The organism is Stenotrophomonas sp. TWI587, assembly GCF_039674145.1.
Classification (GTDB): Bacteria; Pseudomonadota; Gammaproteobacteria; order Xanthomonadales; family Xanthomonadaceae; genus Stenotrophomonas; species Stenotrophomonas maltophilia_AY.
Genome location: NZ_JBDJMW010000010.1, coordinates 14255 through 36114 on the forward strand (window position 1 = coordinate 14255; position 21860 = coordinate 36114).

The window sequence follows — 21860 nt, forward strand, 5'->3', positions numbered from 1 at the left end:
ACCGATCCAACATTCACTTCAGGAATCACCGTCATGCGTCATATGAAGTCCGGTCGTAAGTTCAACCGCACCAGCGCCCATCGCGAAGCAATGTTCAAGAACATGGCTGCGTCGCTGTTCAAGCACGAGCTGATCAAGACCACCCTGCCGAAGGCCAAGGAACTGCGCCGCGTTGCTGAGCCGCTGATCACCCTGGCCAAGGTTGATTCGGTTGCCAACCGTCGTCTGGCGTTCGCTCGCCTGCGTGACAACGAAGCCGTCGGCAATCTGTTCACCACCCTGGGCCCGCGTTACGCGAACCGTCCGGGCGGCTACCTGCGTCTGCTGAAGTGCGGTTTCCGCGCTGGCGACAATGCGCCGATGGCCTATGTGGAGCTGGTTGATCGTCCGGCTGCTGTGGCTGAAGCCGTCGAAGAGTAATCTTCGAGCTGCACCCGTTATTCGGTGAAGAACCCGGCCTTGTGCCGGGTTTTTCCGTTTCTGCAGGGTGATAACGGCAACGGCAACGGCAACGGCAAGAGCATGGCGCTGCGGGCGCGGCTGGGGCGTCGGCGCGGGTGGGTTGGCGGGACACGCCGTAAATCCGTCCATGGAGGCTCATGTCGCGCCATCCATGGCGCTCATGGTCCCGACAACCCACCCGCGCCGACGCCTGCACACTGGGTCGGCGCGCTTGGAGGAGAGCGGAGCCTGTGCGCCGCACAGGTAGAGCCGGCCGTTGGCCGGCTGCGTGGCGCGTGGTCGCTTCGCTAGGGTAGATTCCTGCGCCGACTGCACGGAACACGCTGTCCGGTCGGCTACGCCGATGGTCGGCAGGTGCGCATGGACGTTGGTGGTCGCGGCCCTGTTAATCTTGGCGCCTGGACTTTCACGAGTGTTGGCAATGAATCCATTGCGTTGGGGTTTCCGCGCCCAGTTCCTGTTGGGGTTTCTGGTCTGCGCGGTACTGCTGGGGTATGCGATCTTCCTGCAGTTGAAGATGGGGCTGGAGCCGTGTCCGTTGTGCATTTTCCAGCGGATTGCGTTCGCGGCGCTGGGGCTGCTCTTCCTGATCGGGGCGCTGCATGGCCCGCGGGATCCGGCCGGGCGCAAGACGTATGGGGTGCTGGCCTTCATCGCGGCCGCGGTCGGTATCGGCATTGCCGGTCGCCATGTGTATGTGCAGTTGCTGCCGCAGGACATGGGCTCGAGCTGTGGGCCGCCGCTGAGTTTCCTCAGTGAAACGATGGGACCGTTCGAGGTGTTCCGCACGGTGCTGACCGGTACCGGCAACTGCGGCAACATCGATTGGCAGTTCCTGGGGCTGACGATGCCGATGTGGAGCCTGGTGTGGTTCGCGGCGTTGGCGGTGTGGGCGCTGGTGACGGCGTTCCGGGCGCGTCGCCGCCACTGAGGCCTTTCCAACATCGGTTACCCGGCCCGGCCTGGCACGCGTTGCGCGGCCAGGCCGGGTGCTGCGATCAGCTGTGGAGGCTCCTGACCTGATTGGATGACAGGGCGTGCTGGCGCAGCTCAGAAGTCCTGCTGCAGGCTGAGGTAGGCGCCGCGGCGTGGACCCCATTGCGGGGCGAAGACGCCGATGCCGCCGCCGTCGCGCAGTTGATAGCTGCGGTCCAGTGCGTTGACCAGGGCCAGCTGTGCGTGCAGCGGGTGGCCGCTGTCGGCGTTGAAGTCATGGCCGGCGCTGAGGTTGAGCTGCAGATAGGCGGGGAGTTCGCCGCCATTGGGAACGCCATCGGCGTCCGAGCGCAGGCCGCTGCCGAAGACGTAGTCCGCACCCAGGCGGTTGTGGCCGGCGAAGGCGTAGCTGATGCCGCCCGACGAGGTCAGTTTCTGGTCGTGGTCCAGATGGATCCAGTTGTTCTGGACGTAGGCCAATGCCTCGGGGTCGAGGTTGTACTGGCCGGTGATGACCTGCTTGCCCATGGCCTTGTTGTAGGCGGCGTTGACGTAGGCGCTGAGTGGGCCGTTGCTGTAGTCGGCGCTGAACTCCACGCCGTGGATGTGGCCCAGGCGATAGTTGAAGGTGGAGTAGATGTAGGCGGCGCCGAACTGGCCTTCGTCCTGCAGGCGATCGACCTTGCGGTCGTAAGCGTCCAGGCCCAGGGTGAGGTGATCGCCCACTTGCTGGGAGACGCCGATGTCGTAGTAGTCGCTGCGCTCTGACAGCGGTGTGGTGCTGTCCCCGGCCGGCTGCTGGTTGGTGGTGCCGTCGTAGAGTGCGATGTCGCTGCTGGCCACCAGTTCGCTGGCCGGCGGGGTGAAGTAGCGCGAGTAGCCGGCGTGCACGGTGGTGCTGTCGCTGGCGTTCCAGACCACGCCCACGCGCGGGCTGAGCTGGCCCTCGGTGCCGCCGAACGCCTTGTAGCGGTCGCCGCGCAGGCCGTAGTTCACGGTCCAGTCGTCGCCCAGGCGCCATTCGTCCTGCAGATAGACCGCGGTGGTGGTGGCGTTGAAGGCGCTCGCCTCCGGAATGCGCAGCGGCGTGTTGCTGGCCTGCTGGCCGTCGGCGTCGACCGGGAACACCCAGGTGTCGCTGCCGGCGCGGGCGCGCTCGGCGTTGACGTACAGGCCGTAGCGCAGCGTGTGGTTCTCACCGATCGGGGTGGAGACATCGGCCTGCACGGTGTTGGCGCGGTTGCTGCGCTCCACCTGTGAGGCAACGCCGTTGAAGATCAGATCGCTGGGCAGGTCCGGGTTGAAGGACAGGTCGCTGTAGCGCTGCCCGGCCGAGACCTGGTAGGCGGTGTTGCCCAGCGCGCCCTGCAGCACCAGCATGCCGAAGCGGGTGGTCTCGCGCTGGGTTTCGTCCAGCGCGGCGGAGTCCGCAGTGACCGTATCCAGGTAGCCGAACTGCGGGGTCTGGCCGGGGTTGACCGGGATCTGGAAGCGGTTGTTGGAGAACCCGGCGAACAGGCTCAGGCGGGTGTCGTCGTTGACCAGGTAGGTCAGGTCGGCGAACGCCTTGCCCTGGTGGGTGTCATCGTGGTCCGGCTGGCGCGAGGCGGTGGGGTTTTCCATGCCGATCTGGTTCTGGTCATAGTTGCCGGTCAGATACCAGCTCCAGCGGCCCTGGCTGCCCCACCACGAGGCGTTGGGGTTGACCTTGCCGTAGGAGCCGGCGGTGAGCCCGGCGCTGCCGCCATTGCCCAGCTCGGCGCCGCTGCGGGTGGTGATGTCCACCACGGCCGCCGTGCGCTCGCCGAACTGTGCCGGCAGCGCACCGTCCATCAGGCGGATGCTCTTGATCGCGCGGGCATCCAGGGTCTGGCCGAAGCCGGAGATTGATTCGGGCAGCAGGACGCCGTTGAGTCGGTACTGGAGGTTGGCGTGGTCGCCGCGCACGTGCACGCCGCCGTAGGAATCCTGGACCACACCAGGCGCCTGCAGCAGCACCTGGTTCAACGGGGTGGAGGCGCCCAGTGGCAGGTTCTGGATGTCTTCGGCGGTGATCTGGTACTGGCTGCTGCCGATATCCGGCGACAGCGCATTGCGCGCCTGGTCGAGTTTGGCGCTGACCGTCACTGCGTCCAGATCGGTGACGGCAGGGTCGGCGGCGAGGGCGGGCAGGCCGGTCAGGGCCAGGGAAACAGCAATACCGGTAGCAAGCAGGGAGGGCTTCATGAGGATGGCTTGGCTGGGCAATGGGAGGAGGGGCCGGCCTGGCAAGTGTTACTCCGTAACAAATCATGCGCCTCTCCCCGGGCGCTGGACCATGCGCGATCTGGCCAATCGAAGGGGGCTTTCTGCTCCGTTCAGTCTTGTGGCATGTGACCGCCCCTTTGCGCCGGGGGCGCGCTCTGCGACCATGACCGGCCCCACACCCCGGAAGTCCGTGATGAGCCTGTCCGCCCCGCCTGTAGCCGATCCCGCCGCGACCGCTGTCGACGCCTGGTCGCCGGAGAGCTGGCGTGGCAAGCCGGCGCTGCAGATGCCCACCTATCCGGACCCGCTGGCGCTGGATGCCGCGTTGCACGAGCTCAAGCGGCTGCCGCCGCTGGTCACCTCCTGGGAGATCCTGGCGCTCAAGCAGCAGCTGGCCGATGCCCAGGAAGGCAAGCGCTTCCTGCTGCAGGGCGGTGACTGCGCGGAGAACTTCAGCGACTGCGAATCCACCACCATCTCCAATCGGCTCAAGGTGCTGCTGCAGATGAGCCTGGTGATGGTGCATGGCATGCGCAAACCGGTGATCCGGGTCGGTCGCTTCGCCGGGCAGTACGCCAAGCCGCGCTCGGCCGATACCGAAACCCGCGACGGCGTGACCCTGCCCAGCTACCGCGGCGATGTGATCAATGCGCCGGAGTTCACCGAGGCCGCCCGCCTGCCGGACCCGCGCCGGATGCTGCAGGCGCATGCGCACTCGGCGATGACGATGAACTTCGTGCGGGCGCTGATCGATGGTGGCTTCGCCGATCTGCACCACCCCGAATACTGGAACCTGGAGTGGGTGCGGCACTCGCCGCTGGCCACCGATTACCAGAAGATGGTGTCCTCGATCGGCGATGCGGTGCGTTTCATGGAAACGCTGTCCGGCACGCAGGTGTACAACCTCAACCGGATCGATTTCTATACCTCGCACGAAGCGCTGCTGCTGCCCTACGAGCAGTCGCTGACCCGCCAGGTGCCGCGCCAGCAGGGCTGGTTGAACCTGAGCACGCATTACCCGTGGATCGGCATGCGCACCGCGGCACTGGATGGGGCGCACGTGGAGTACCTGCGTGGCGTGCGCAACCCGATCGCGATCAAGGTGGGCCCGTCGGTGCAGCCGGACCAGCTGCTGCGGCTGATCGATGTGCTCAACCCCGATGACGAGCCCGGCCGCCTGAGCTTCATTCACCGCATGGGCGCGGCGCAGATCGCCGAGAAGCTGCCGCCGCTGTTGAACGCGGTCAAGCGCGATGGCCGGCGCGTGCTGTGGGTGTGCGATGCGATGCACGGCAACACCGAGAGCACCAGCAACGGCTACAAGACGCGGCGTTTCGACAACGTGCGTGGCGAGGTCGAGCTGTCCTTCGACCTGCACGCTGCGGCCGGCACGCGCCTGGGTGGCGTGCACCTGGAGCTGACCGGTGAGGACGTGACCGAATGCACCGGCGGTGCGCGTGAGCTGACCGAGCGTGATCTGGAACGCGCCTACCGCTCTTCGGTGGATCCGCGCCTGAACTACGAGCAGTCGCTGGAAATCGCGATGGCGATCGTGCGCAAGCAGGCGCACTACGCCGACTGATACCGGTGCGTGTCCTCGACACGCACCTTACATTCGCCTGACACGCTGGTCATGGCGGCACCGGCATGCTGTGGACTTCCTTGCGAAGAACACAGGAGCGTGCAGTGACCGTGGACTGGCAGCAGGCAGCACTGTATCTATGGCCGATCTCGATCGCCCTGGCGATCGGGATCAGTGGCTGGTGGTTGTTGATGGCGTTGACGCGCCGGTTGAAAGACCGCGACTACCGCCGCGCCCGCATCGCGCGCGTGATCAGCAGACCGTTGGCCTTCGCCTTGCCGCTGTTGCTGTTGATTCCCGCACTGGAAGCGACGCCCCTGCAGGAGCACCGGCTTGAGCAGGTACTGCGGCTGCTGCACATCGGCGTGACCGGCTGTGTCATCTGGCTGCTGGTACGCGCCGTGGCTGCGGGCGAGCAGGCGATCCTGCGCGACCACCCGATGGAGGTGGCCGACAACCTCGAAGCACGCCGCATCCAGACCCAGACGCGCGTGCTGAGCCGCGTGCTGATGGGCGCGATCATCCTGGTGGGCGTCTCGCTGATCCTGCTGACCTTCCCGATGGTGCGCCAGATCGGCACGGCGCTGCTGGCCTCGGCCGGGATCATCGGGCTGGTCGCCGGTATCGCGGCCAAGCCCGTCTTCGGCAACCTGATCGCCGGCCTGCAGATCGCGCTGACACAGCCGATCCGGCTGGACGATGTGGTGATCGTCGAGGGCGAGTGGGGCCGTGTGGAAGAGATCAACAGCAGCTACGTGGTGGTGCGGATCTGGGATGCGCGACGCATGGTGGTGCCGCTGACTTGGTTCATCGAACACCCGTTCCAGAACTGGACCCGGCGCAGCGCCGATCTGCTTGGCACGGCCTTCCTGTGGCTGGATTACACCGCGCCGATTCCAGCCATCCGCGCCGAGCTGGAACGCATCTGCAAGGGCGAGGCGCTGTGGGATGGGCAGGTCTGCGTGACCCAGGTGACCGAGACCAGTGAGCACACGCTGCAGGTGCGTCTGCTGGTGAGTGCGCGCAATTCCGGCGATGCGTTCGATCTGCGCTGCATCGTGCGCGAGCGCATGCTCGACTTCCTGGCGCGCGAACATCCGCAGGCGCTGCCGCGTACCCGTGCCGAACTCAATCAGGAATCCGCGCCGACGCGCCGCGCGCGTTCGCAGCCGGCCGAGGATGTTCGCTCGCCCGGTGCCGAGGATGGTGAGCCGGCGATCCTGCCCGACCCGGGTGACGCATCCCGATAGTGCCGGCCAGCGGCCGGCACTACGGCGGGGCGCTGTTCGTCAGCAGGGTCTCGGTCTGGAACCGCGGCGGCCGACGCGCGCGGGTGCGCTGCTCGTAGGCGTAGCCCAGCTCGATCAACCGCGGCTCGCTCCATGCGGTGCCCATGAACAGCAGCCCCAGCGGCAGCCCGTTCACGTGCGCCATCGGCACGGTCAGGCTCGGGTAGCCGGCCACCGCGGCGGCGCTGTAACTCTCACCGGGGAAGTCATCGCCGCGGCCGGGCCGGATCGGCCAGGCCACCCCGGTGGTCGGCGCCACCAGCGCATCCAGGTTCTGCTCGCGCAGCACCGCATCGATGCCTTCGGGGCCGGCCAGGCGGCGCGCGTCACTGCGCGCGCGGATGTACTCGGGGCTTCCCAGGCCGCCCATCGTGGCGGCCGTGTCCATCAAGTCCTGATCGAACAGCGCCAGCTCCTTGCCCGCATGCTGCCGGTTCCATGCAATGACGTCGTCCAGTGAACGCACCGGCGCCCGGTAGGTCGTGAAGTATCGCTGCAGGCCGGCCTTGAACTCGTGCATCAGCACGATGCGTTCGGCCTCTTGCCACTGGCCCTGGGTGGGCAGCTGCACCGGCACCACGGTGGCGCCGGCATCGCGCAGCACGGCCACGGCATGCTGCAGGGCAGGCGCGATGCCCGGCTTCTGCATCAGGTCGCCATACAGCACACCGATCCGCGCACCGCGCAGGCCATCGGCGTTCAAGCGTGAGGTGTAGTCGTAGACCGCGCGCCCGGGCATGGTCGCGGTGGCCGGGTCGGCCTCGTCACGGCCGGCCATGGCGGTCAGCAGGGCGGCCGCATCGGCCACGCTGCGCGTCATCGGGCCGGCCGTGTCCTGGCTGAAGGAGATCGGGATGATGCCTTCGCGGCTGACCAGTCCCACGGTCGGCTTCAATCCGACCACGCCGTTGACCGCGGCCGGGCAGACGATGCTGCCATCGGTTTCGGTGCCGATCGCAGCCACCGCGAGGTTGGCCGAGACCGCCACCGCGCTGCCGCTGCTGGAGCCGCACGGATTGTGGCTGAGCCGGTAGGGATTGCGGGTCTGGCCGCCCCGGGCGCTCCATCCGGAGATCGATTGGCTGGAGCGGAAGTTGGCCCATTCGCTGAGGTTGGTCTTGCCCAGGATCAGCGCACCGGCCGCGCGCAGGCGCTGGACCAGGAAGGCATCGTCCGGGCGGAACCCTTCCAGGGCCAGTGAGCCGGCCGTAGTGCTCATCGGGCTGGCGCCGATGTTGTCTTTGAGCAGCAGCGGGATGCCATGCAGCGGGCCGCGCAGCTGCCCTTGGCGGCGCTCGGCGTCCAGCTGTGTGGCTTCGCGCAGCGCATCGGGATTGAGCTCGATCACCGCACGCAGGCGCGGGCCGGCCCGGTCAAGGCGGGCGATGCGGTCCAGGTAGGCGCGGGTCAAGGTGACGCTGTCCAGTTCTCCGCTGGCCATCCGCGACTGCAGATCAGCGAAGTCAGCTTCGGCGTAGGCGAACGGAAGCGCGGCGACCGGTGAGGGCGCAGGCGTGGGCGACTCGCGGGCATGCAGGGGCGCCGGGCCCGGGCTGCAGCCGGCCAGTGCGATGAGCATCAGTGACGTCAGTGTCAGGCGCATGCCTGTTCCCCCGAACCGGCCGACAGGCTAACCAGCACAGGCGGCGCTTGGCAACTCAGGCCGCGTCGGCGGCTTTGCCATGGCGTTTGCGGATATCGCGGGCGAGCACGCCGACCACGATCAGATTGATTACCAGCACCGACCACGAGGCCCAGCCCGGATGGCGGAGGATGGCGTAGATATCGAACGGCAGGTAGATGCCGGCAGTGACGCAGCCCAGCCAGGAGGCCCAGGCTTTGGCGCGCCAGAGGCCCCAGGCCTCGAAAAGGTGCAGGACGCCGTAGGCGACCATCGCAGCAGCCGCCAGATGCACCGCATCGGGGCTGATCATGTTGAGCAGCGAGGGCAGGGTGCCGTGATCCGGGTCCAGACTGAACCGGCGGATCAGGGCATTGACCGCATCGCGCAGGGGCTGCGGGCCGAGCATTTCCAGCCCGGTCGCAGCCAACAGCGCCAGAACCGCCTTGCTGGCTTCCAGCAAGGCGATCAGGTGAAGCCCCGGATGCTTGTGAGGATCCGGGTTGTAGGGCTTGTCGATCACGACAATGGGTCCGATCAGCCGCCGCGCGATGCCTTCTTGCGGTCGCTTTCGGTCAGGCCCTTCTTGCGAAGACGGATTTCCTTCGGGGTGATCTCGACCAGCTCGTCGTCTTCGATGAAGTCCAGAGCCTGCTCCAGCGAGTACTTGATCGCCGGGGTCAGCTGGATCGCATCGTCCTTGCCCGAGGCGCGCATGTTGGTCAGCGGCTTGGTCTTGATCGCGTTGACGGTCAGATCGTTGTCCTTGGAGTGGATGCCGACCAGCTGGCCTTCATACACGTTGTCGCCTTCAGCAGCGAACAGCTTGCCGCGTTCCTGCAGCGGGCCCAGGGAGTACGCCGGGGTGGCACCCGGAGCATTGGCGATCATCACGCCGTTCTGGCGCTTGGCGATCGAACCCTGTTCCTTCGGGCCGTAATGGTCGAACACGTGGAACAGCAGGCCCGAACCCTGGGTCAGGGTCTTGAACTCGTTCTGGAAACCGATCAGGCCACGGGCCGGGATCTGGTACTCCAGGCGCACACGGCCCTTGCCGTCCGGCTCCATGTTCTTCAGCTGGCCCTTGCGGGTGCCCAGCTTTTCCATGACGCCGCCCTGATGCTGTTCTTCGATGTCCACCACCAGCTGTTCGATCGGCTCCATGGCCTGGCCGTCGATCTGCTTGATGATCACTTCCGGGCGCGACACGGCCAGCTCGTAGCCTTCACGACGCATGTTCTCGATCAGCACCGACAGGTGCAGTTCGCCACGGCCGGAGACCAGGAACTTGTCGGCGTCTTCCAGCTGTTCCACCTTCAGGGCCACGTTGTGGACCTGCTCGCGGTCCAGACGGTCCTTGATCTGGCGGCTGGTCAGGAACTTGCCACCGGACAGGTCCTTGTTGCCGGCGAACGGCGAGTTGTTGACCTGGAAGGTCATCGAGATCGTCGGTTCATCGACGGTCAGCGCCGGCAGTGCTTCCGGGGTATCCGGGTGGCACAGGGTGTCGGAGATGGTCAGTTCCGGAATGCCCGAGATGGCGATGATGTCGCCGGCCTCGGCGGTGTCCTGCTCGATGCGCTCCAGGCCCAGGAAGCCCAGCACCTGCGCGACCTTGCCGTTGCGCTTCTTGCCTTCACGATCGATGACCGCGACCTGCATGTTCTTCTTCAGGGTGCCGCGCTGCACGCGGCCGATGCCGATCACGCCCACGAAGTTGTTGTAGTCCAGCTGGCTGATGCGCATCTGGAACGGGCCGTCCGGGTCCACTTCCGGCTTCGGCGCGTGCTGCATGATCGCTTCGTACAGCGGGGTCATGTCGCCGTCGCGCACGGTGTCTTCCAGGCCAGCGTAGCCGTTCAGGGCCGAGGCGTAGACGATCGGGAAGTCGAGCTGCTCATTGGTGGCGCCGAGCTTGTCGAACAGGTCGAAGACCTGGTCGATCACCCAATCCGGACGCGAGCCCGGACGGTCGACCTTGTTCACCACGACGATCGGCTTGAAGCCCATCGCGAAGGCCTTCTGGGTCACGAAGCGGGTCTGCGGCATGGGGCCGTCCATCGCGTCGACGAGGATCAGCACGGTGTCGACCATCGACAGCACGCGCTCCACTTCGCCGCCGAAGTCGGCGTGTCCCGGGGTGTCGACGATGTTGATCCGGTTCTTGATACCGGTCTTCTTGTCTTCCCAGGTGATGGCCGTGTTCTTGGCCAGGATGGTGATGCCGCGTTCCTTTTCCTGGTCATTGCTGTCCATCACGCGCTCGGCGAGCACGGTGCGCTCGGAGAGGGTGCCGGACTGCTTGAGCAGCTGGTCGACGAGGGTGGTCTTACCGTGGTCGACGTGGGCGACGATGGCGATGTTGCGAAGATTTTCGATAGACATGCGAAAGGGGGCCAGTCGGCGCCGGATTTGGAAAAAGAAGTCCAACATTATACGGCCAAGATGACCAATCGCGAAAAGTGCCTCGCAAGCCTTGCCGGACGGGCATTCAGCTGTGTGAGGGGCGTCTGTCCAGGCGGCCTGGCGCGCGCCGGGGAGGGGGTGTTCGACCATCGTCAGGCAGGCCGACGGCGGACCACGGGTGTATCCTTATGGGCTGACGATAACCCCGTATATCAAGGATCCGCATGTCCCTCATCGCCACTTTCGACACCACCCAGGGCCCGATCAAGGTCGAGCTGTTCGCCGACAAGGCCCCGCTGACGGTCGCCAACTTCGTCAACCTGGTCAAGCACGGCTTCTATGACGGCCTGGTCTTCCACCGCGTCATCCCGGACTTCATGATCCAGGGCGGCTGCCCCAAGGGCCAGGGCACCGGCGGCCCGGGCTACAAGTTCGAAGATGAAAAGAACGGCGTGAAGCACCAGGTCGGTTCGTTGTCGATGGCCAATGCCGGCCCGAACACGAACGGCAGCCAGTTCTTCATCACCCACATCAAGACCGATTGGCTGGACGGCAAGCACACCGTGTTCGGCCAGGTGCTCGACGGCCAGGCCATCGTGGACTCGGTCAAGCAGGGCGACGTGATCCATTCGATCACCTTGGAAGGCGACACCGACGCCGTGCTGGCCGCTCAGGCCGAGCGCGTGGCGGAGTGGAACAAGCTGATCCCCAGCGCCTGATCCGATCCCGACGGCCCCCTGTGAAGGGGGCCGTTTTTACGATTCTTAGCAGAGGAAATCCCCATGAAAGCACCTGTTCGTGTTGCCGTGACCGGCGCCGCCGGCCAGATCGGCTACGCCCTGCTGTTCCGCATCGCCTCCGGCGACATGCTGGGCAAGGACCAGCCGGTCATCCTGCAGCTGCTCGAGCTGCCGGTCGACAAGGCCCAGGCCGCCCTGCGCGGCGTGATGATGGAACTGGAAGACTGCGCCTTCCCGCTGCTGGCCGGCATGGTCGGTACCGATGACGCCGAAGTGGCCTTCAAGGATGCCGATATCGCCCTGCTGGTCGGCGCGCGTCCGCGCGGCCCGGGCATGGAGCGCAAGGATCTGCTGCTGGAAAACGCCAAGATCTTCACCGCCCAGGGCGCAGCGCTGAACAAGGTCGCCAAGCGTGACGTCAAGGTGCTGGTGGTTGGCAACCCGGCCAACACCAACGCCTACATCGCCATGAAGTCGGCCCCGGATCTGAACCCGCGCAACTTCACCGCCATGCTGCGCCTGGACCACAACCGTGCACTGAGCCAGCTGTCGACCAAGCTCGGCAAGCCGGTCGGTGGCATGGAGAAGCTGATCGTGTGGGGCAACCACAGCCCGACCATGTACCCGGATTACCGTTTCGCCACCGCCGATGGTGCCTCCATCGCCGAGGCGATCAACGATCAGGAATGGAACGCCTCCACCTTCATCCCGACCGTGGGCAAGCGCGGCGCGGCGATCATCGAAGCCCGTGGCTCGTCCTCGGCGGCCTCGGCCGCCAATGCCGCCGTCGACCACATCCGTGACTGGGTGCTGGGCAGCAACGGCAAGTGGGTCACGATGGGCGTGCCGTCCGACGGCTCCTACGGCATCCCGGAAGGCGTGATCTTCGGCTTCGCGGTCACCACCGAGAACGGCGAGTACACCCTGGTCAAGGATCTGCCGGTCGACGACTTCAGCCAGAAGTACATCGACAAGACCCTGGCCGAGCTGGAAGAAGAGCGCTCCGGCGTCGCCCACCTGCTGGGCTGATCGCACGCCACGACAGGTGCTGGCCGTTGGTCGGTGCCTGATGGAAGAAACGCCGGGCATTGCCCGGCGTTTTTTTTGGGTGTCCCTACGACCAAGGTCGTGCGGCCGGCCAACGGCCATCGGACTATGCTCGATCCCATGACTTTGTCTGGGAGGGCTGTCATGCGTTACGAAGATGTCTATCGACGTTCGGTCGATGAACCCGAGGCGTTCTGGGGCGAAGAGGCCCATCGCATCTATTGGCATACCCCGCCGCAGCAGATCCTCGACTACAGCAACCCGCCGTTCCGGCGCTGGTTCGTGGGCGGGGAAACCAACCTCTGCTACAACGCGGTGGACCGTCATCTGGTTGATCGCCCCGACCAGCTCGCGCTGGTTGCCATCTCCAGCGAAACCGGCGTCACCCGCGAGATCACCTACCGCGAGCTGCACCGCGAAGTGAATGCCTTCGCCGCCGTGCTGCAGCGGCTGGACGTGCAACGCGGCGACCGCGTGGTGATCTACATGCCGAACATGGCCGAAGCCGTGTTCGCGATGCTGGCCTGCGCGCGCATCGGGGCGATTCACTCGGTAGTGTTCGGTGGCTTCGCCGCGCACAACCTGGCGCTGCGCATCGATGACGCCGAGCCCAAGCTGCTGATCGCTGCCGATGCCGGCAAACGCGGTGGCAAAGTGATTCCGTACAAGGCGATGGTCGATGCCGCCTGCGCCGAAGCCGCCTCGCCGCCACCGCACGTGCTGATCGTCTCGCGCGGGCTGGACCCGGCCGAACCGAAGGTGCCTGGCCGCGACGTCGATTACGCCACCCTGCGTGCCGAAGTGGGCGACCAGGATGTGCCGGTGGTGTGGCTGGAATCCAGCGAGCCGAGCTATCTGCTCTACACCTCCGGTACCACCGGCAAGCCGAAGGGCGTGCAGCGTGACGTCGGCGGCTACGCGGTCGCGATGGCGCAGTCGATGGAGACGGTGTTCGACTGCAAACCCGGCCAGGTGATGTTCTCCACCTCGGATGTGGGCTGGGCGGTCGGGCATTCCTACAACGTCTACGGCCCACTGATCGGCGGCTGCACCTCGCTGCTGTACGAAGGGTTGCCGACCAACCCGGATCCGGGCATCTGGTGGGCGCTGTGCGAACAGTACGGCGTGCGCACGCTGTTCTCCTCGCCGACCGCGATCCGCGTGCTCAAGAAGCACGATGCGGACTTCATCCGCCGTCACGATCTGGAAGCACTGAAGTATGTGTTTCTTGCGGGCGAGCCGCTCGACGAACCGACCGCGCACTGGATCAACGATGCACTCGGCAAACCGATCATCGACAACTACTGGCAGACCGAAACCGGCTGGCCGGCGCTGACGCTGCTGCCGGGTGTGGACATGAAGCCGGTGCGCTTCGGCTCGCCCGGTTTCCCGAACCTCGGTTACCGGATGAAGGTCATTGACGAGAACACCGGCGAGACCGTCGCGCCGGGGCAGAAGGGCGTGCTGGTGATGATCCCGCCCTTGCCGCCGGGCTGCATGACCACCGTCTGGAAGGACGATGCGCGCTTCATCCAGAGCTACTTCAGCCACTTCAAGGAGCTGCTGTACAGCTCGCTGGACTGGGCGATCCAGGACGAAGATGGCTACACCTTCATCCTCGGCCGCACCGACGATGTCATCAACGTGGCCGGGCACCGCCTGGGCACGCGCGAGATCGAAGAGTGCATCGCCGGCCATCCGCTGGTGGCCGAGGCCGCGGTGATCGGGGTGAAGGATGAACTCAAGGGGCAGGTGCCGCTGGTGTTCGTCACCCTCAAGCAGGCGCTGCAGGGCGACGGTAGTGCGGTGGCGGCCGAGATGATGCAGCGGGTGACCAATACCCTGGGCGCGGTCGCACGGCCGGCGCACATCCATATCGTCAACGCGCTGCCCAAGACCCGCTCGGGCAAGCTGCTGCGGCGCTCGCTGCAGGCGCTGGCCGAGGAGCGTGATCCGGGCGATCTGTCGACCCTGGATGACCCGGCCGCACTGGACGAGATCCGGCGCGCGCTGGGGACGTAGGGCACTGGCAGCCCCGTGCGCTCCCCGGGCCCGCCCTCTCCGGAGAGGCGGGCCTTTTCATGTCCGCCGCAGGCCGGGCAGCGCGTGCTGCAGCGCATTACAGGCGATGCGAAGGGTCGCGTAAGCTGCGCAGGTGATCGTTGCAAGGGGGCGCGGACGCAGCGGCTGACGGCCGGTGCCAGGCGCGGTAATGCACCACGTGAAAGGGGAGCACATGGCGTACATCCATGCCAAGACGGCCGCTGGCCGTCAGGAAATCGAGGATCGTGCACGGCGCCTGCCGCCGGCGCTGCGGTCCATTCTGCTGATGGTCGATGGTCAGCGCGATGACACCGCGTTGACCGCGCTGTTGCCGGGCCTGCGTGCGCCGGCCGATGCGCTGGCGCAGCTCTCGGCGATGGGCCTGATCGAGATCGTCGGCGGCAGTGCCGCACCGGTCGTCGCCGCGGCACTGACCGCGGGGCGCGAGCAGGACCCGGAGCTCTACAAGCGTCTGTACGACTGGATGAGCGAATCGGTGCGCAGGCACCTCGGTCTGAAGGGCTATTTCATGCAGTTGAAGGTGGAGCGCTGCACCGATGCCGGCAGCCTGGAAAAGCTGTGGCCGGACATGGCCGCCGCGATCAGCAAGGCGAAAAGCCCGGCACTGGCCAACCGCTGGCTGGAAGAAACGCACACGCTGCTGCACACCGAGGCCGTGATCGCCTGAGGCGACACGTCGACGGCGGCCAGGCAGCACGCTGTTTAGAATGCGTGCTGTTTCGTGTGCGGGAGAATGGCGATGGTGGATGAGATCGAGGACGACGGCGCACCCGGGTGGGATGCCATCGATGCCGCGTTGAAGGCGGTGTATCCCACGCAGGCGCCGCAGCACTACGGGCCGGTGCTGCGTTCGCTGCTCGGTGGCGAGGATCCGCTGGACGGCATCAGCGCGTACTGGAACGATGCGCCGCTGCCGCACTGGCACTTCGTCAGCTACGGCTTCTCCGAGCTGTATGAAAAGGAGAGCGATGATCCGGCCACCAGTGGCTACGGCTTCGAGCTGAGCTTCCGGGTTGCCGCCGCGGCGGGCAGCGAGCCGCCGGCGTGGGCGATGAACTTCCTGCAGAATCTGGCGCGTTACGTGTTCGCCAACGGCAAAGTCTTCCAGCAGGGCCACTACCTCAACGCGGGTGGGCCGATCGCCGCCGACGCCGATACGCTGCTGCGGCACATTGCCTTCATGCGCGACCCGCAGCTGCCGCCGCGCGAGACGGCCAACGGTTCGCTGGAGTTCCTGCAGGTGATCGGGCTGACCGATGACGAGATGGAGGCGGTGAAACGCTGGTCGACCACCGGCGTGCTCGACGCGCTTCTGCCGAAGATGCCGCTGTGGATCACCGATATCGCGCGTGGCTCGCTGCTGGAGGACCCCGCGCTTGCTGCGGCGGTGGCCGAAGGTGCGGCACGCGAGGGCTCGCAGACGGCCTACCTGTTCCTGGAAAAGCTGGCTTGGGTGGTGCAGGGCGAGGGCGCCGGGCAGCAGTTGACCCTGACGCTGGGCGCGCGCCAGGTGGAATCGCTGCTCGCGCTGCTGCCGGCGCGGTTGCTGTTCGGCCAGCCATTGACGCTGGTCGGCAATGATCGGCAGATCACGCTGTCGCCGGCGGCCGTCAACGCGCTGTTGGCCGAGGCCGACGCGCTGGACTGCCAGTTGGCACCGGCCACGGTGCAGGCCCTGGTCGCCACGGTCATGCCACGCCGCGGCACCTATGCGATCCCGGGCTGGCCGGCGCTGCAGGTGGTGGTGGAGCCGAGCGAACTGCGCGATGCCGAGGGCAACGTGGTCGAGGTCGTTGGCTGAGTGCCGCGCGCGCTGGAAACGAAAAAGCCCGGCACTGCCGGGCTTCTTCTTATGCGTTTGCGAGAGCCATACCGGCTCAGCTCAGGCCTTCGGCCTTCAGCACCGCCTGCACGCCGGTATCGGCTTCCATGCGCTGCTTGAACGCGGCGAGGTTGTCCAGGCCGCTCAGGTCGATCTTCGCGCCCGCGGCCCAGCGCAGGGTGATGTAGAGGTACGGATCGGCGAAGCTGCGGAAGCCGGCCAGCCAGGGGCGGTCGGCCAGCTGCGCATCAGCGCGCTCGAACAGGCCGCGCAGGCGCTTTCGGGCAGTGGCGCGGAGCGCGTCGTACTGGGTGTCATCTTCGATGAAGGTGCCCGGCCCGAACAGCGGCTTGAACGCCGGGTGCAGGTCCGAGTTGACGAAGGACAGCCAACGGGTGGCCTCGGCGCGCTGCTTCGGGCTGCCGTCACCGGTCAGGCCGGCCTGCGGGTAGGTATCGGCGATGTACCCGAGGATGGCCGCGTTCTGGGTCAGCACGAAATCACCATCGACGACCGCCGGAACCGAGCCGGCCGGGTTGATGGCCAGGAAGGCAGGCGCCTTCAGGGTGTCCTTGTCGAGCAGTTCCACCTCGAACGGCTGGCCGGTCCACTGCAGGGCGATGTGGTCGGCGGTGGAGCAGGCTCCGGGCTTGCTGTACAGCTTCATGGGAACTCCGTTGCGGATGGGTGGAAGATCAGCCGCCCACTATTCCAGAGCTGGCCCCGCATCCTCAACGGTATGGCCGTAACAGATCGTTACGATGCGCGCGGCTTGAGTTTCTGCACGCGGTAGAAGGTGTGATCGCCAATCGTGGCCACCTGGTAGGCATTGCGCCAGCTCGGGTTGGCGATCGCCAGGGCCGCAAAGTGGCTCGCACCCGGGACGATCTCCTTGCGCTCACCGGCCGGCAGGGCCCAGTTGCGCTCGGCATCGAAGGCCACCGTCATGGCTTCCTGCCAGGCATCGGCGTTGCCGAGCTGGGTGCCGGGCGCCACGATGGTCGGGGCGAACTGCTTGCGGGCGGTCACCACCTGGCACATCGAGTCGCCCCACAGGCCGCTGTCCAGGCGGCGCAGGGCGACTTCCGCGACGGCTTGCTGGCCGCGCAGGGTCTGGTCACGCGCTTCGAGGTAGACGGTCGTGCTCAGGCACAACGAATCGGCGGCAGGCTGCGGCAACAACTGTGACAGCCAGAGAATCCAGGCCAGTTTCATAAATCTCCTTGCTCCGTGTGGGCCGCACCTGGCTGGTCCATCCGATCGTGCGGACGGGGCGAGGGGTACGACTTGGCGTCATGGGGAGGCGACCATCGGGGTCGCCCGGGGGCGGACCCGAATAGACGTGGGGTCCGCGCGCTCACTCGAACTGGGTGGTGAGCGGGAAAGTTGGCGCACGATAGGGGGGGGTTTCCCAATACATCCTGAACCCGAAAGCTTGACATTCAGGTTCGAAGGTGGGGCTGAATCGGCGGTTCAGCCCCGTATTCAGGTTGGTTTCGACCCGGATCAGAGCGCGGCGGCGAGCCGGCTGCCCTGATCGATCGCGCGCTTGGCGTCGAGTTCGGCGGCCACGTCCGCACCGCCGATCAGCTGCGCGTTGATGCCGGCGGCCTGCAGCGCGGCGTGCAGATCACGGCGCGGTTCCTGCCCGGCGCAGACCACCACATGGCTCACCGGAAGCAGCTGTTCCTCGCCGTCAACGCGGATGCGCAGGCCGCTGTCATCCACTCCCAGGTACTCAACGCCGCCCAGCATGCTCACGCCCTTGGCCTTGAGCGTGGCACGGTGGATCCAGCCGGTGGTCTTGCCCAGGCGGGCACCAGGCTTGCCCGGGCTGCGCTGCAGCAGCCAGACCTTGCGCGAGGGGGCCTCCGGCGCCGGCTTGGCGAGCGCGCCACGGCCCTCGAAGCTGGGGTCCACGCCCCACTCGGCCATCCAGCGCGCCGGGTCCAGCGCGGAGGAGGGGCCCTCGTGGACCAGGAACTCACCCACGTCGAAGCCGATGCCGCCGGCGCCGATGATTGCGACCTGCTCGCCCACCTGGACCTTGCCAAGCAGCACGTCCAGATAGGTGACCACCTTGGGATGGTCGGCACCGGGGAAATCGACCCGGCGCGGGGTGATGCCGGTGGCGATCACTACCTCGTCGAAACTGGTCAGCGTGGCCACATCGGCCACGATACCCAGTTTCACCTCGACGCCGGTCTCCTCCAGTTTGTGGCGGAAATAGCGCAGCGTCTCGTGGAATTCTTCCTTGCCCGGAATGCGCTTGGCGACGTTGAACTGCCCGCCGATCTCGCTGCCGGCATCGAACAGCGTCACCGCGTGGCCTCGCTCGGCGGCCACGGTCGCGCAGGCCAGCCCGGCCGGACCGGCACCGACCACGGCAACGCGACGGGGCGCGGTGGTCGGGCGGTAGACCAGCTCGGTCTCGTGCACGGCGCGCGGGTTGACCAGGCAGCTGGCGGTCTTGTTCTCGAATACGTGGTCCAGGCAGGCCTGGTTGCACGCGATGCAGGTGTTGATCGCCTCCGGGCGTCCGGCGCGCGACTTGTTGGCCCATTGCGGGTCGGCCAGCAACGGCCGCGCCAGCGAGACCATGTCGGCACCGCCCGCGGCGAGGATGCGCTCGGCCACGTCGGGCATGTTGATGCGGTTGGTCGCGATCACCGGTATATGGACATGCGGCTTGAGCTTGGCGGTGACCCCGGCAAACGCGCCGCGCGGGACCGAGGTGGCGATGGTCGGGATGCGCGCCTCGTGCCAGCCGATGCCGGAGTTGATCAGCGTTGCGCCCGCCGCTTCGATGGCCTGCGCCTGCTGCACGATCTCGGCCCAGTTGCTGCCGTCGGGCACCAGGTCCACCAGCGAAAGCCGGTAGATGATGATGAAGTCCGGCCCACAGGCCTCGCGGATGCGGCGCACGATCTCCACCGCGAAGCGCATGCGCTGGGCGGCGTCGCCGCCCCAGCGGTCGGTGCGCTGGTTGGTACGCGGGGCGATGAACTCATTGATCAGATAGCCTTCCGAGCCCATCACCTCCACGCCGTCGTAGCCGGCCTCGCGGGCCAGCCGCGCGCTGCGTGCGTAATCGGCGATGTGGCGTTCCACGCCGCGCGCGGACAGCGCCCGCGGGGTGAACGGGTTGATCGGCGCCTTCAGCTTGGAGGGCGCCACCGAGAGGGGGTGATAGGCGTAGCGGCCGGCATGCAGCAGCTGCAGGCAGATCTTGCTGCCGTTGTCGTGCACGGCCCGGGTTACCTGGCGGTGCGGTCGCACCTCCCACGGCCAGGACAGCTTGCCGCCGAACGGCTTGAGCCAGCCGACCACGTTGGGCGCGAAGCCGCCGGTGACGATCAGCCCGACGCCGCCGGCCGCCCGCTCGGCGAAATACGCCGCCAGCCGCGGGAAATCGCGCGCGCGGTCTTCCAGGCCGGTGTGCATGGACCCCATCAGGACCCGGTTGCGGAGCTGGGTGAACCCCAGGTCCAGCGGGGTGAACAGGTGCGGATAGGCGGTGGATTCGGCGGCTGGCGACATGTGGATACGCTTGCGTACGGAAGCCCGCAGGGTGCCGCGAATGCCCCCGAAGAGCAAGGGGATGCGTTGCGACCGGTGCCCGACCGCCAGTCGGTATCGGCCCTGTTACGGCGTGGCGGCGACCGGGACCGGCTTGCGGATGCCGAACAGCGGCAAGGTGACACCGCACAGCGGGCCGATCAGCAACGCGAAGGCGAGGGTGCCCACGCCGACGTTGCCGCCCAGCCACCAACCGATCAGCAGCACGGTGCCTTCGATGCCGCTGCGCACGATCCAGATCGGCCAGCCGGTGCGGGCGTGCAGGCCGGTCATCAGGCCATCGCGGGGGCCGGGGCCGAAGCGCGCGCCGATGTACAGGCCGGTGGCCAGCGCGACCAGCAGCAGGCCGCAGACGAACATCGGCACCTGCCAGGCCAGCCCATGCACTTCGGGCAGCAGCCACAGCCCGAACTGGGCGCTGGGCCCGATCAGCAGCACGTTGAGCACGGTGCCCAGGCCGGGCTTCTGCCGGATCGGCCACCACAGCAACAGCACCAGCGCGCCGATCACATTGGTGGCCACGCCGAAGGACAGTGGCGTCTGCAGCGCGATGCCCTGTGACAGCACATCCCAGGGCGCCACGCCGATCGCCGCGCGGATCATCACCGCCGCGCCGAAGCCGTACAGGAACAGACCAAGCAGGAGTTGCAGCAGGCGCAGGGGCAGGGAGGTGGGCATGGCGGATTCACCGGAAGGGCCACTGACTGTAGGCGGCACGGCGTACCGCCGACAGATACAGATGCGCACGAAAGTGCGATGACACACCGGCGCGCGGTTTACTCCCAGCCGGACAGCACCAGCTTGCCGATCACGCCGCCCTCTTCCAGCCGGCGGTGTGCTTCGCGCAGATTCGTCGCGTTGATCGTGCCCAGATGCGTGTGCGCGGTCGTGCGCAGTTCACCGGCATCGATGAGGCTGGCCGCCCGGTTGAGAATGCAATGCTGCTCGATCATGTCCGCCGTCTGGAAGCGCGCGCGGGCAAACATGAATTCCCAGTGGATGCCGATGCACTTGGCTTTATAAGGGTCGCCGATGCGCAGCGCGCCGCGCGGTTCGACGATCAGCCCGACATGCCCCTGCGGCGCCAGCAGCTCACCCAGCGGTTCCCAGTAATGGTCGGTGTCGGCCAGGTTCAAGGCCACCTGCACCTGCGCAATCCCCAGTACCTGCAACTGCGGCGCCAGCGGCTGGCGATGATCAATCACGTGGTCGGCACCCATCTGTATGCACCATGCGCGGGTCTCCTCGCGCGATGCCGTGGCGATCACAGTGAAGCCTGCATGCCGTGCGAGCTGGATCGCGATGGAGCCAACGCCGCCGGCCCCGCCGATGATCAACAGATGCTGGCCGCGATGACGGCAGTCATCAAGCTGTAATGGCATGCGCTGGAACAGCAGCTCCCACGCCGTCAAGGTGGTCAGTGGCAGCGCGGCCGCTTCGGCGAAATCCAGCGTGGTCGGCTTGCGTCCGACCAGACGTTCGTCGACCCACTGATACTGCGCATTGCAGCCCGGGCGTGTGACATCGCCTGCGTAATACACCTCGTCGCCGGGCGCGAACGCGCTCACCTCCTCGCCGACTGCTTCAACAACGCCTGCAGCGTCATAGCCGAGCATCCGCGCAGGGTTCTCGTGTTGCGCACGCGGCGCGCGCTGTTTCGCATCGACAGGATTCACCGAAACGGCGTGTACGCGTACCAGCAGATCGCGTCCCTGCGGTGCGCCCGGCGGCGCGATATCCAGGTCCTGCAGGCTGGCGGGGTCTTCAATCGGCAGATACTGCGTCAATCCCACGGCTTTCATGGCGGCTCCGGAAGGGGGAATCACCTTCATCATACGGATCACGACGCCGCTGTTTCTGCGCTGAATCACGCCGTGGCCGGGATTTGAACCCTTCCGTGAAAAATGTGTCGCGACGCCGCCTGAATTGGGCAAAACCCTTGTCGTGTCTGGGTCTTGCGGAATTTCATCAACCTGTATAGGGTGCCACCAGCTGGACCCGGTAGAGGTCTAGCGGTCGTCTTCACATGTTACGGGACTGTTAACATCACCTTCACTCGCCTGAG

Annotated in this window: 18 protein-coding genes; 9 read left to right on the forward strand and 9 right to left on the reverse strand. The window is 66.6% G+C overall.

From position 1 onward, the window contains the following. The first annotated feature begins 33 nt into the window (after positions 1-33). On the forward strand, positions 34-420 hold the full coding sequence (gene rplQ / locus ABE464_RS15655; RefSeq protein ID WP_019186166.1) for a 50S ribosomal protein L17: 387 nt from the start codon (positions 34-36) through the stop codon (positions 418-420). Positions 421-883: 463 nt separating this feature from the next. Continuing rightward, positions 884-1393, forward strand: a complete 510-nt coding sequence (locus tag ABE464_RS15660) for a disulfide bond formation protein B (RefSeq protein WP_346472697.1) — start codon at positions 884-886, stop codon at positions 1391-1393. 119 nt (positions 1394-1512) lie between these two features. On the opposite strand, the gene ABE464_RS15665 is transcribed toward ABE464_RS15660, so the two are convergent. Then, positions 1513-3624 carry a TonB-dependent receptor gene (locus tag ABE464_RS15665; protein ID WP_346472698.1) on the reverse strand — a complete coding sequence of 704 codons (2112 nt, stop codon included), beginning with the start codon at positions 3622-3624 and terminating at the stop codon, positions 1513-1515. Positions 3625-3838: 214 nt separating this feature from the next. Here ABE464_RS15665 and ABE464_RS15670 point away from each other — a divergent pair, with 214 nt between their 5' ends. Beyond that, positions 3839-5227: a 3-deoxy-7-phosphoheptulonate synthase class II gene (locus ABE464_RS15670; protein WP_346472699.1), complete on the forward strand. Its 1389-nt coding sequence runs from the start codon at positions 3839-3841 to the stop codon at positions 5225-5227. Positions 5228-5337: 110 nt separating this feature from the next. After that, the gene (locus ABE464_RS15675; protein ID WP_346472781.1) at positions 5338-6477 is read left to right on the forward strand and encodes a mechanosensitive ion channel family protein; all 1140 of its coding nucleotides are present in this window, start codon (positions 5338-5340) and stop codon (positions 6475-6477) included. 19 nt (positions 6478-6496) lie between these two features. Here the strand turns inward: ABE464_RS15675 and ABE464_RS15680 are convergent, their stop codons facing one another. Genes ABE464_RS15680 through typA form a run of 3 tightly spaced genes read right to left on the reverse strand, consistent with a single transcriptional unit; the run spans position 6497 to position 10522 of the window. Next, a complete protein-coding gene (locus tag ABE464_RS15680) occupies positions 6497-8119 on the reverse strand; it encodes an amidase (RefSeq protein WP_346472700.1) in 1623 nt (540 codons plus the stop codon). 55 nt (positions 8120-8174) lie between these two features. Continuing rightward, positions 8175-8660: a DUF2127 domain-containing protein gene (locus tag ABE464_RS15685; RefSeq protein WP_319214249.1), complete on the reverse strand. Its 486-nt coding sequence runs from the start codon at positions 8658-8660 to the stop codon at positions 8175-8177. Between the two features lie 14 nt (positions 8661-8674). Beyond that, positions 8675-10522, reverse strand: a complete 1848-nt coding sequence (gene typA / locus ABE464_RS15690) for a translational GTPase TypA (protein ID WP_102789532.1) — start codon at positions 10520-10522, stop codon at positions 8675-8677. 245 nt (positions 10523-10767) lie between these two features. Between typA and ABE464_RS15695 the strand changes: the two genes are divergently transcribed. The 5 genes from ABE464_RS15695 (at position 10768) to ABE464_RS15715 (ending at position 16195) form a co-directional block, all read left to right on the forward strand. After that, positions 10768-11262, forward strand: coding sequence for a peptidylprolyl isomerase (locus tag ABE464_RS15695; protein WP_121042904.1), 495 nt, complete (start codon positions 10768-10770; stop codon positions 11260-11262). 63 nt (positions 11263-11325) lie between these two features. Beyond that, positions 11326-12312, forward strand: coding sequence for a malate dehydrogenase (locus ABE464_RS15700; RefSeq protein ID WP_088435213.1), 987 nt, complete (start codon positions 11326-11328; stop codon positions 12310-12312). 162 nt (positions 12313-12474) lie between these two features. Further along, positions 12475-14352 (forward strand): propionate--CoA ligase, encoded by a 1878-nt coding sequence (gene prpE / locus ABE464_RS15705; protein WP_346472701.1) that lies wholly within the window; start codon positions 12475-12477, stop codon positions 14350-14352. 214 nt (positions 14353-14566) lie between these two features. Continuing rightward, complete coding sequence (locus ABE464_RS15710; RefSeq protein WP_346472702.1) at positions 14567-15061, forward strand: hypothetical protein; 495 nt, start codon at positions 14567-14569, stop codon at positions 15059-15061. 72 nt (positions 15062-15133) lie between these two features. Continuing rightward, positions 15134-16195 (forward strand): suppressor of fused domain protein, encoded by a 1062-nt coding sequence (locus ABE464_RS15715; protein ID WP_346472703.1) that lies wholly within the window; start codon positions 15134-15136, stop codon positions 16193-16195. 76 nt (positions 16196-16271) lie between these two features. On the opposite strand, the gene ABE464_RS15720 is transcribed toward ABE464_RS15715, so the two are convergent. The 5 genes from ABE464_RS15720 to ABE464_RS15740 form a co-directional block, all read right to left on the reverse strand. Next, complete coding sequence (locus ABE464_RS15720) at positions 16272-16883, reverse strand: glutathione S-transferase N-terminal domain-containing protein (RefSeq protein ID WP_346472704.1); 612 nt, start codon at positions 16881-16883, stop codon at positions 16272-16274. 89 nt (positions 16884-16972) lie between these two features. Beyond that, the gene (locus ABE464_RS15725; RefSeq protein WP_088435200.1) at positions 16973-17431 is read right to left on the reverse strand and encodes a cell wall hydrolase; all 459 of its coding nucleotides are present in this window, start codon (positions 17429-17431) and stop codon (positions 16973-16975) included. Positions 17432-17722: 291 nt separating this feature from the next. After that, complete coding sequence (locus ABE464_RS15730) at positions 17723-19756, reverse strand: NADPH-dependent 2,4-dienoyl-CoA reductase (RefSeq protein ID WP_346472705.1); 2034 nt, start codon at positions 19754-19756, stop codon at positions 17723-17725. A gap of 105 nt (positions 19757-19861) precedes the next feature. Continuing rightward, complete coding sequence (locus ABE464_RS15735) at positions 19862-20473, reverse strand: hypothetical protein (protein WP_346472706.1); 612 nt, start codon at positions 20471-20473, stop codon at positions 19862-19864. Positions 20474-20571: 98 nt separating this feature from the next. After that, positions 20572-21597 (reverse strand): zinc-binding alcohol dehydrogenase family protein, encoded by a 1026-nt coding sequence (locus tag ABE464_RS15740; RefSeq protein ID WP_346472782.1) that lies wholly within the window; start codon positions 21595-21597, stop codon positions 20572-20574. Positions 21598-21860: the final 263 nt, after the last annotated feature.

Bases quoted from the DNA above. Each gene is read 5' to 3' on its own strand.
- ABE464_RS15670 (WP_346472699.1), top strand. From the start codon at position 3,839: ATGAGCCTGTCCGCCCCGCCTGTAGCCGATCCCGCCGCGACCGCTGTC.
- ABE464_RS15710 (WP_346472702.1), top strand. From the start codon at position 14,567: ATGGCGTACATCCATGCCAAGACGGCCGCTGGCCGTCAGGAAATCGAG.
- prpE (WP_346472701.1), top strand. From the start codon at position 12,475: ATGCGTTACGAAGATGTCTATCGACGTTCGGTCGATGAACCCGAGGCG.
- ABE464_RS15715 (WP_346472703.1), top strand. From the start codon at position 15,134: ATGGTGGATGAGATCGAGGACGACGGCGCACCCGGGTGGGATGCCATC.
- ABE464_RS15700 (WP_088435213.1), top strand. From the start codon at position 11,326: ATGAAAGCACCTGTTCGTGTTGCCGTGACCGGCGCCGCCGGCCAGATC.
- ABE464_RS15695 (WP_121042904.1), top strand. From the start codon at position 10,768: ATGTCCCTCATCGCCACTTTCGACACCACCCAGGGCCCGATCAAGGTC.
- ABE464_RS15680 (WP_346472700.1), bottom strand. From the start codon at position 8,119: ATGCGCCTGACACTGACGTCACTGATGCTCATCGCACTGGCCGGCTGC.
- ABE464_RS15735 (WP_346472706.1), bottom strand. From the start codon at position 20,473: ATGCCCACCTCCCTGCCCCTGCGCCTGCTGCAACTCCTGCTTGGTCTG.
- typA (WP_102789532.1), bottom strand. From the start codon at position 10,522: ATGTCTATCGAAAATCTTCGCAACATCGCCATCGTCGCCCACGTCGAC.
- ABE464_RS15725 (WP_088435200.1), bottom strand. From the start codon at position 17,431: ATGAAACTGGCCTGGATTCTCTGGCTGTCACAGTTGTTGCCGCAGCCT.
- ABE464_RS15660 (WP_346472697.1), top strand. From the start codon at position 884: ATGAATCCATTGCGTTGGGGTTTCCGCGCCCAGTTCCTGTTGGGGTTT.
- ABE464_RS15730 (WP_346472705.1), bottom strand. From the start codon at position 19,756: ATGTCGCCAGCCGCCGAATCCACCGCCTATCCGCACCTGTTCACCCCG.
- ABE464_RS15665 (WP_346472698.1), bottom strand. From the start codon at position 3,624: ATGAAGCCCTCCCTGCTTGCTACCGGTATTGCTGTTTCCCTGGCCCTG.
- ABE464_RS15740 (WP_346472782.1), bottom strand. From the start codon at position 21,597: ATGAAAGCCGTGGGATTGACGCAGTATCTGCCGATTGAAGACCCCGCC.
- ABE464_RS15720 (WP_346472704.1), bottom strand. From the start codon at position 16,883: ATGAAGCTGTACAGCAAGCCCGGAGCCTGCTCCACCGCCGACCACATC.
- rplQ (WP_019186166.1), top strand. From the start codon at position 34: ATGCGTCATATGAAGTCCGGTCGTAAGTTCAACCGCACCAGCGCCCAT.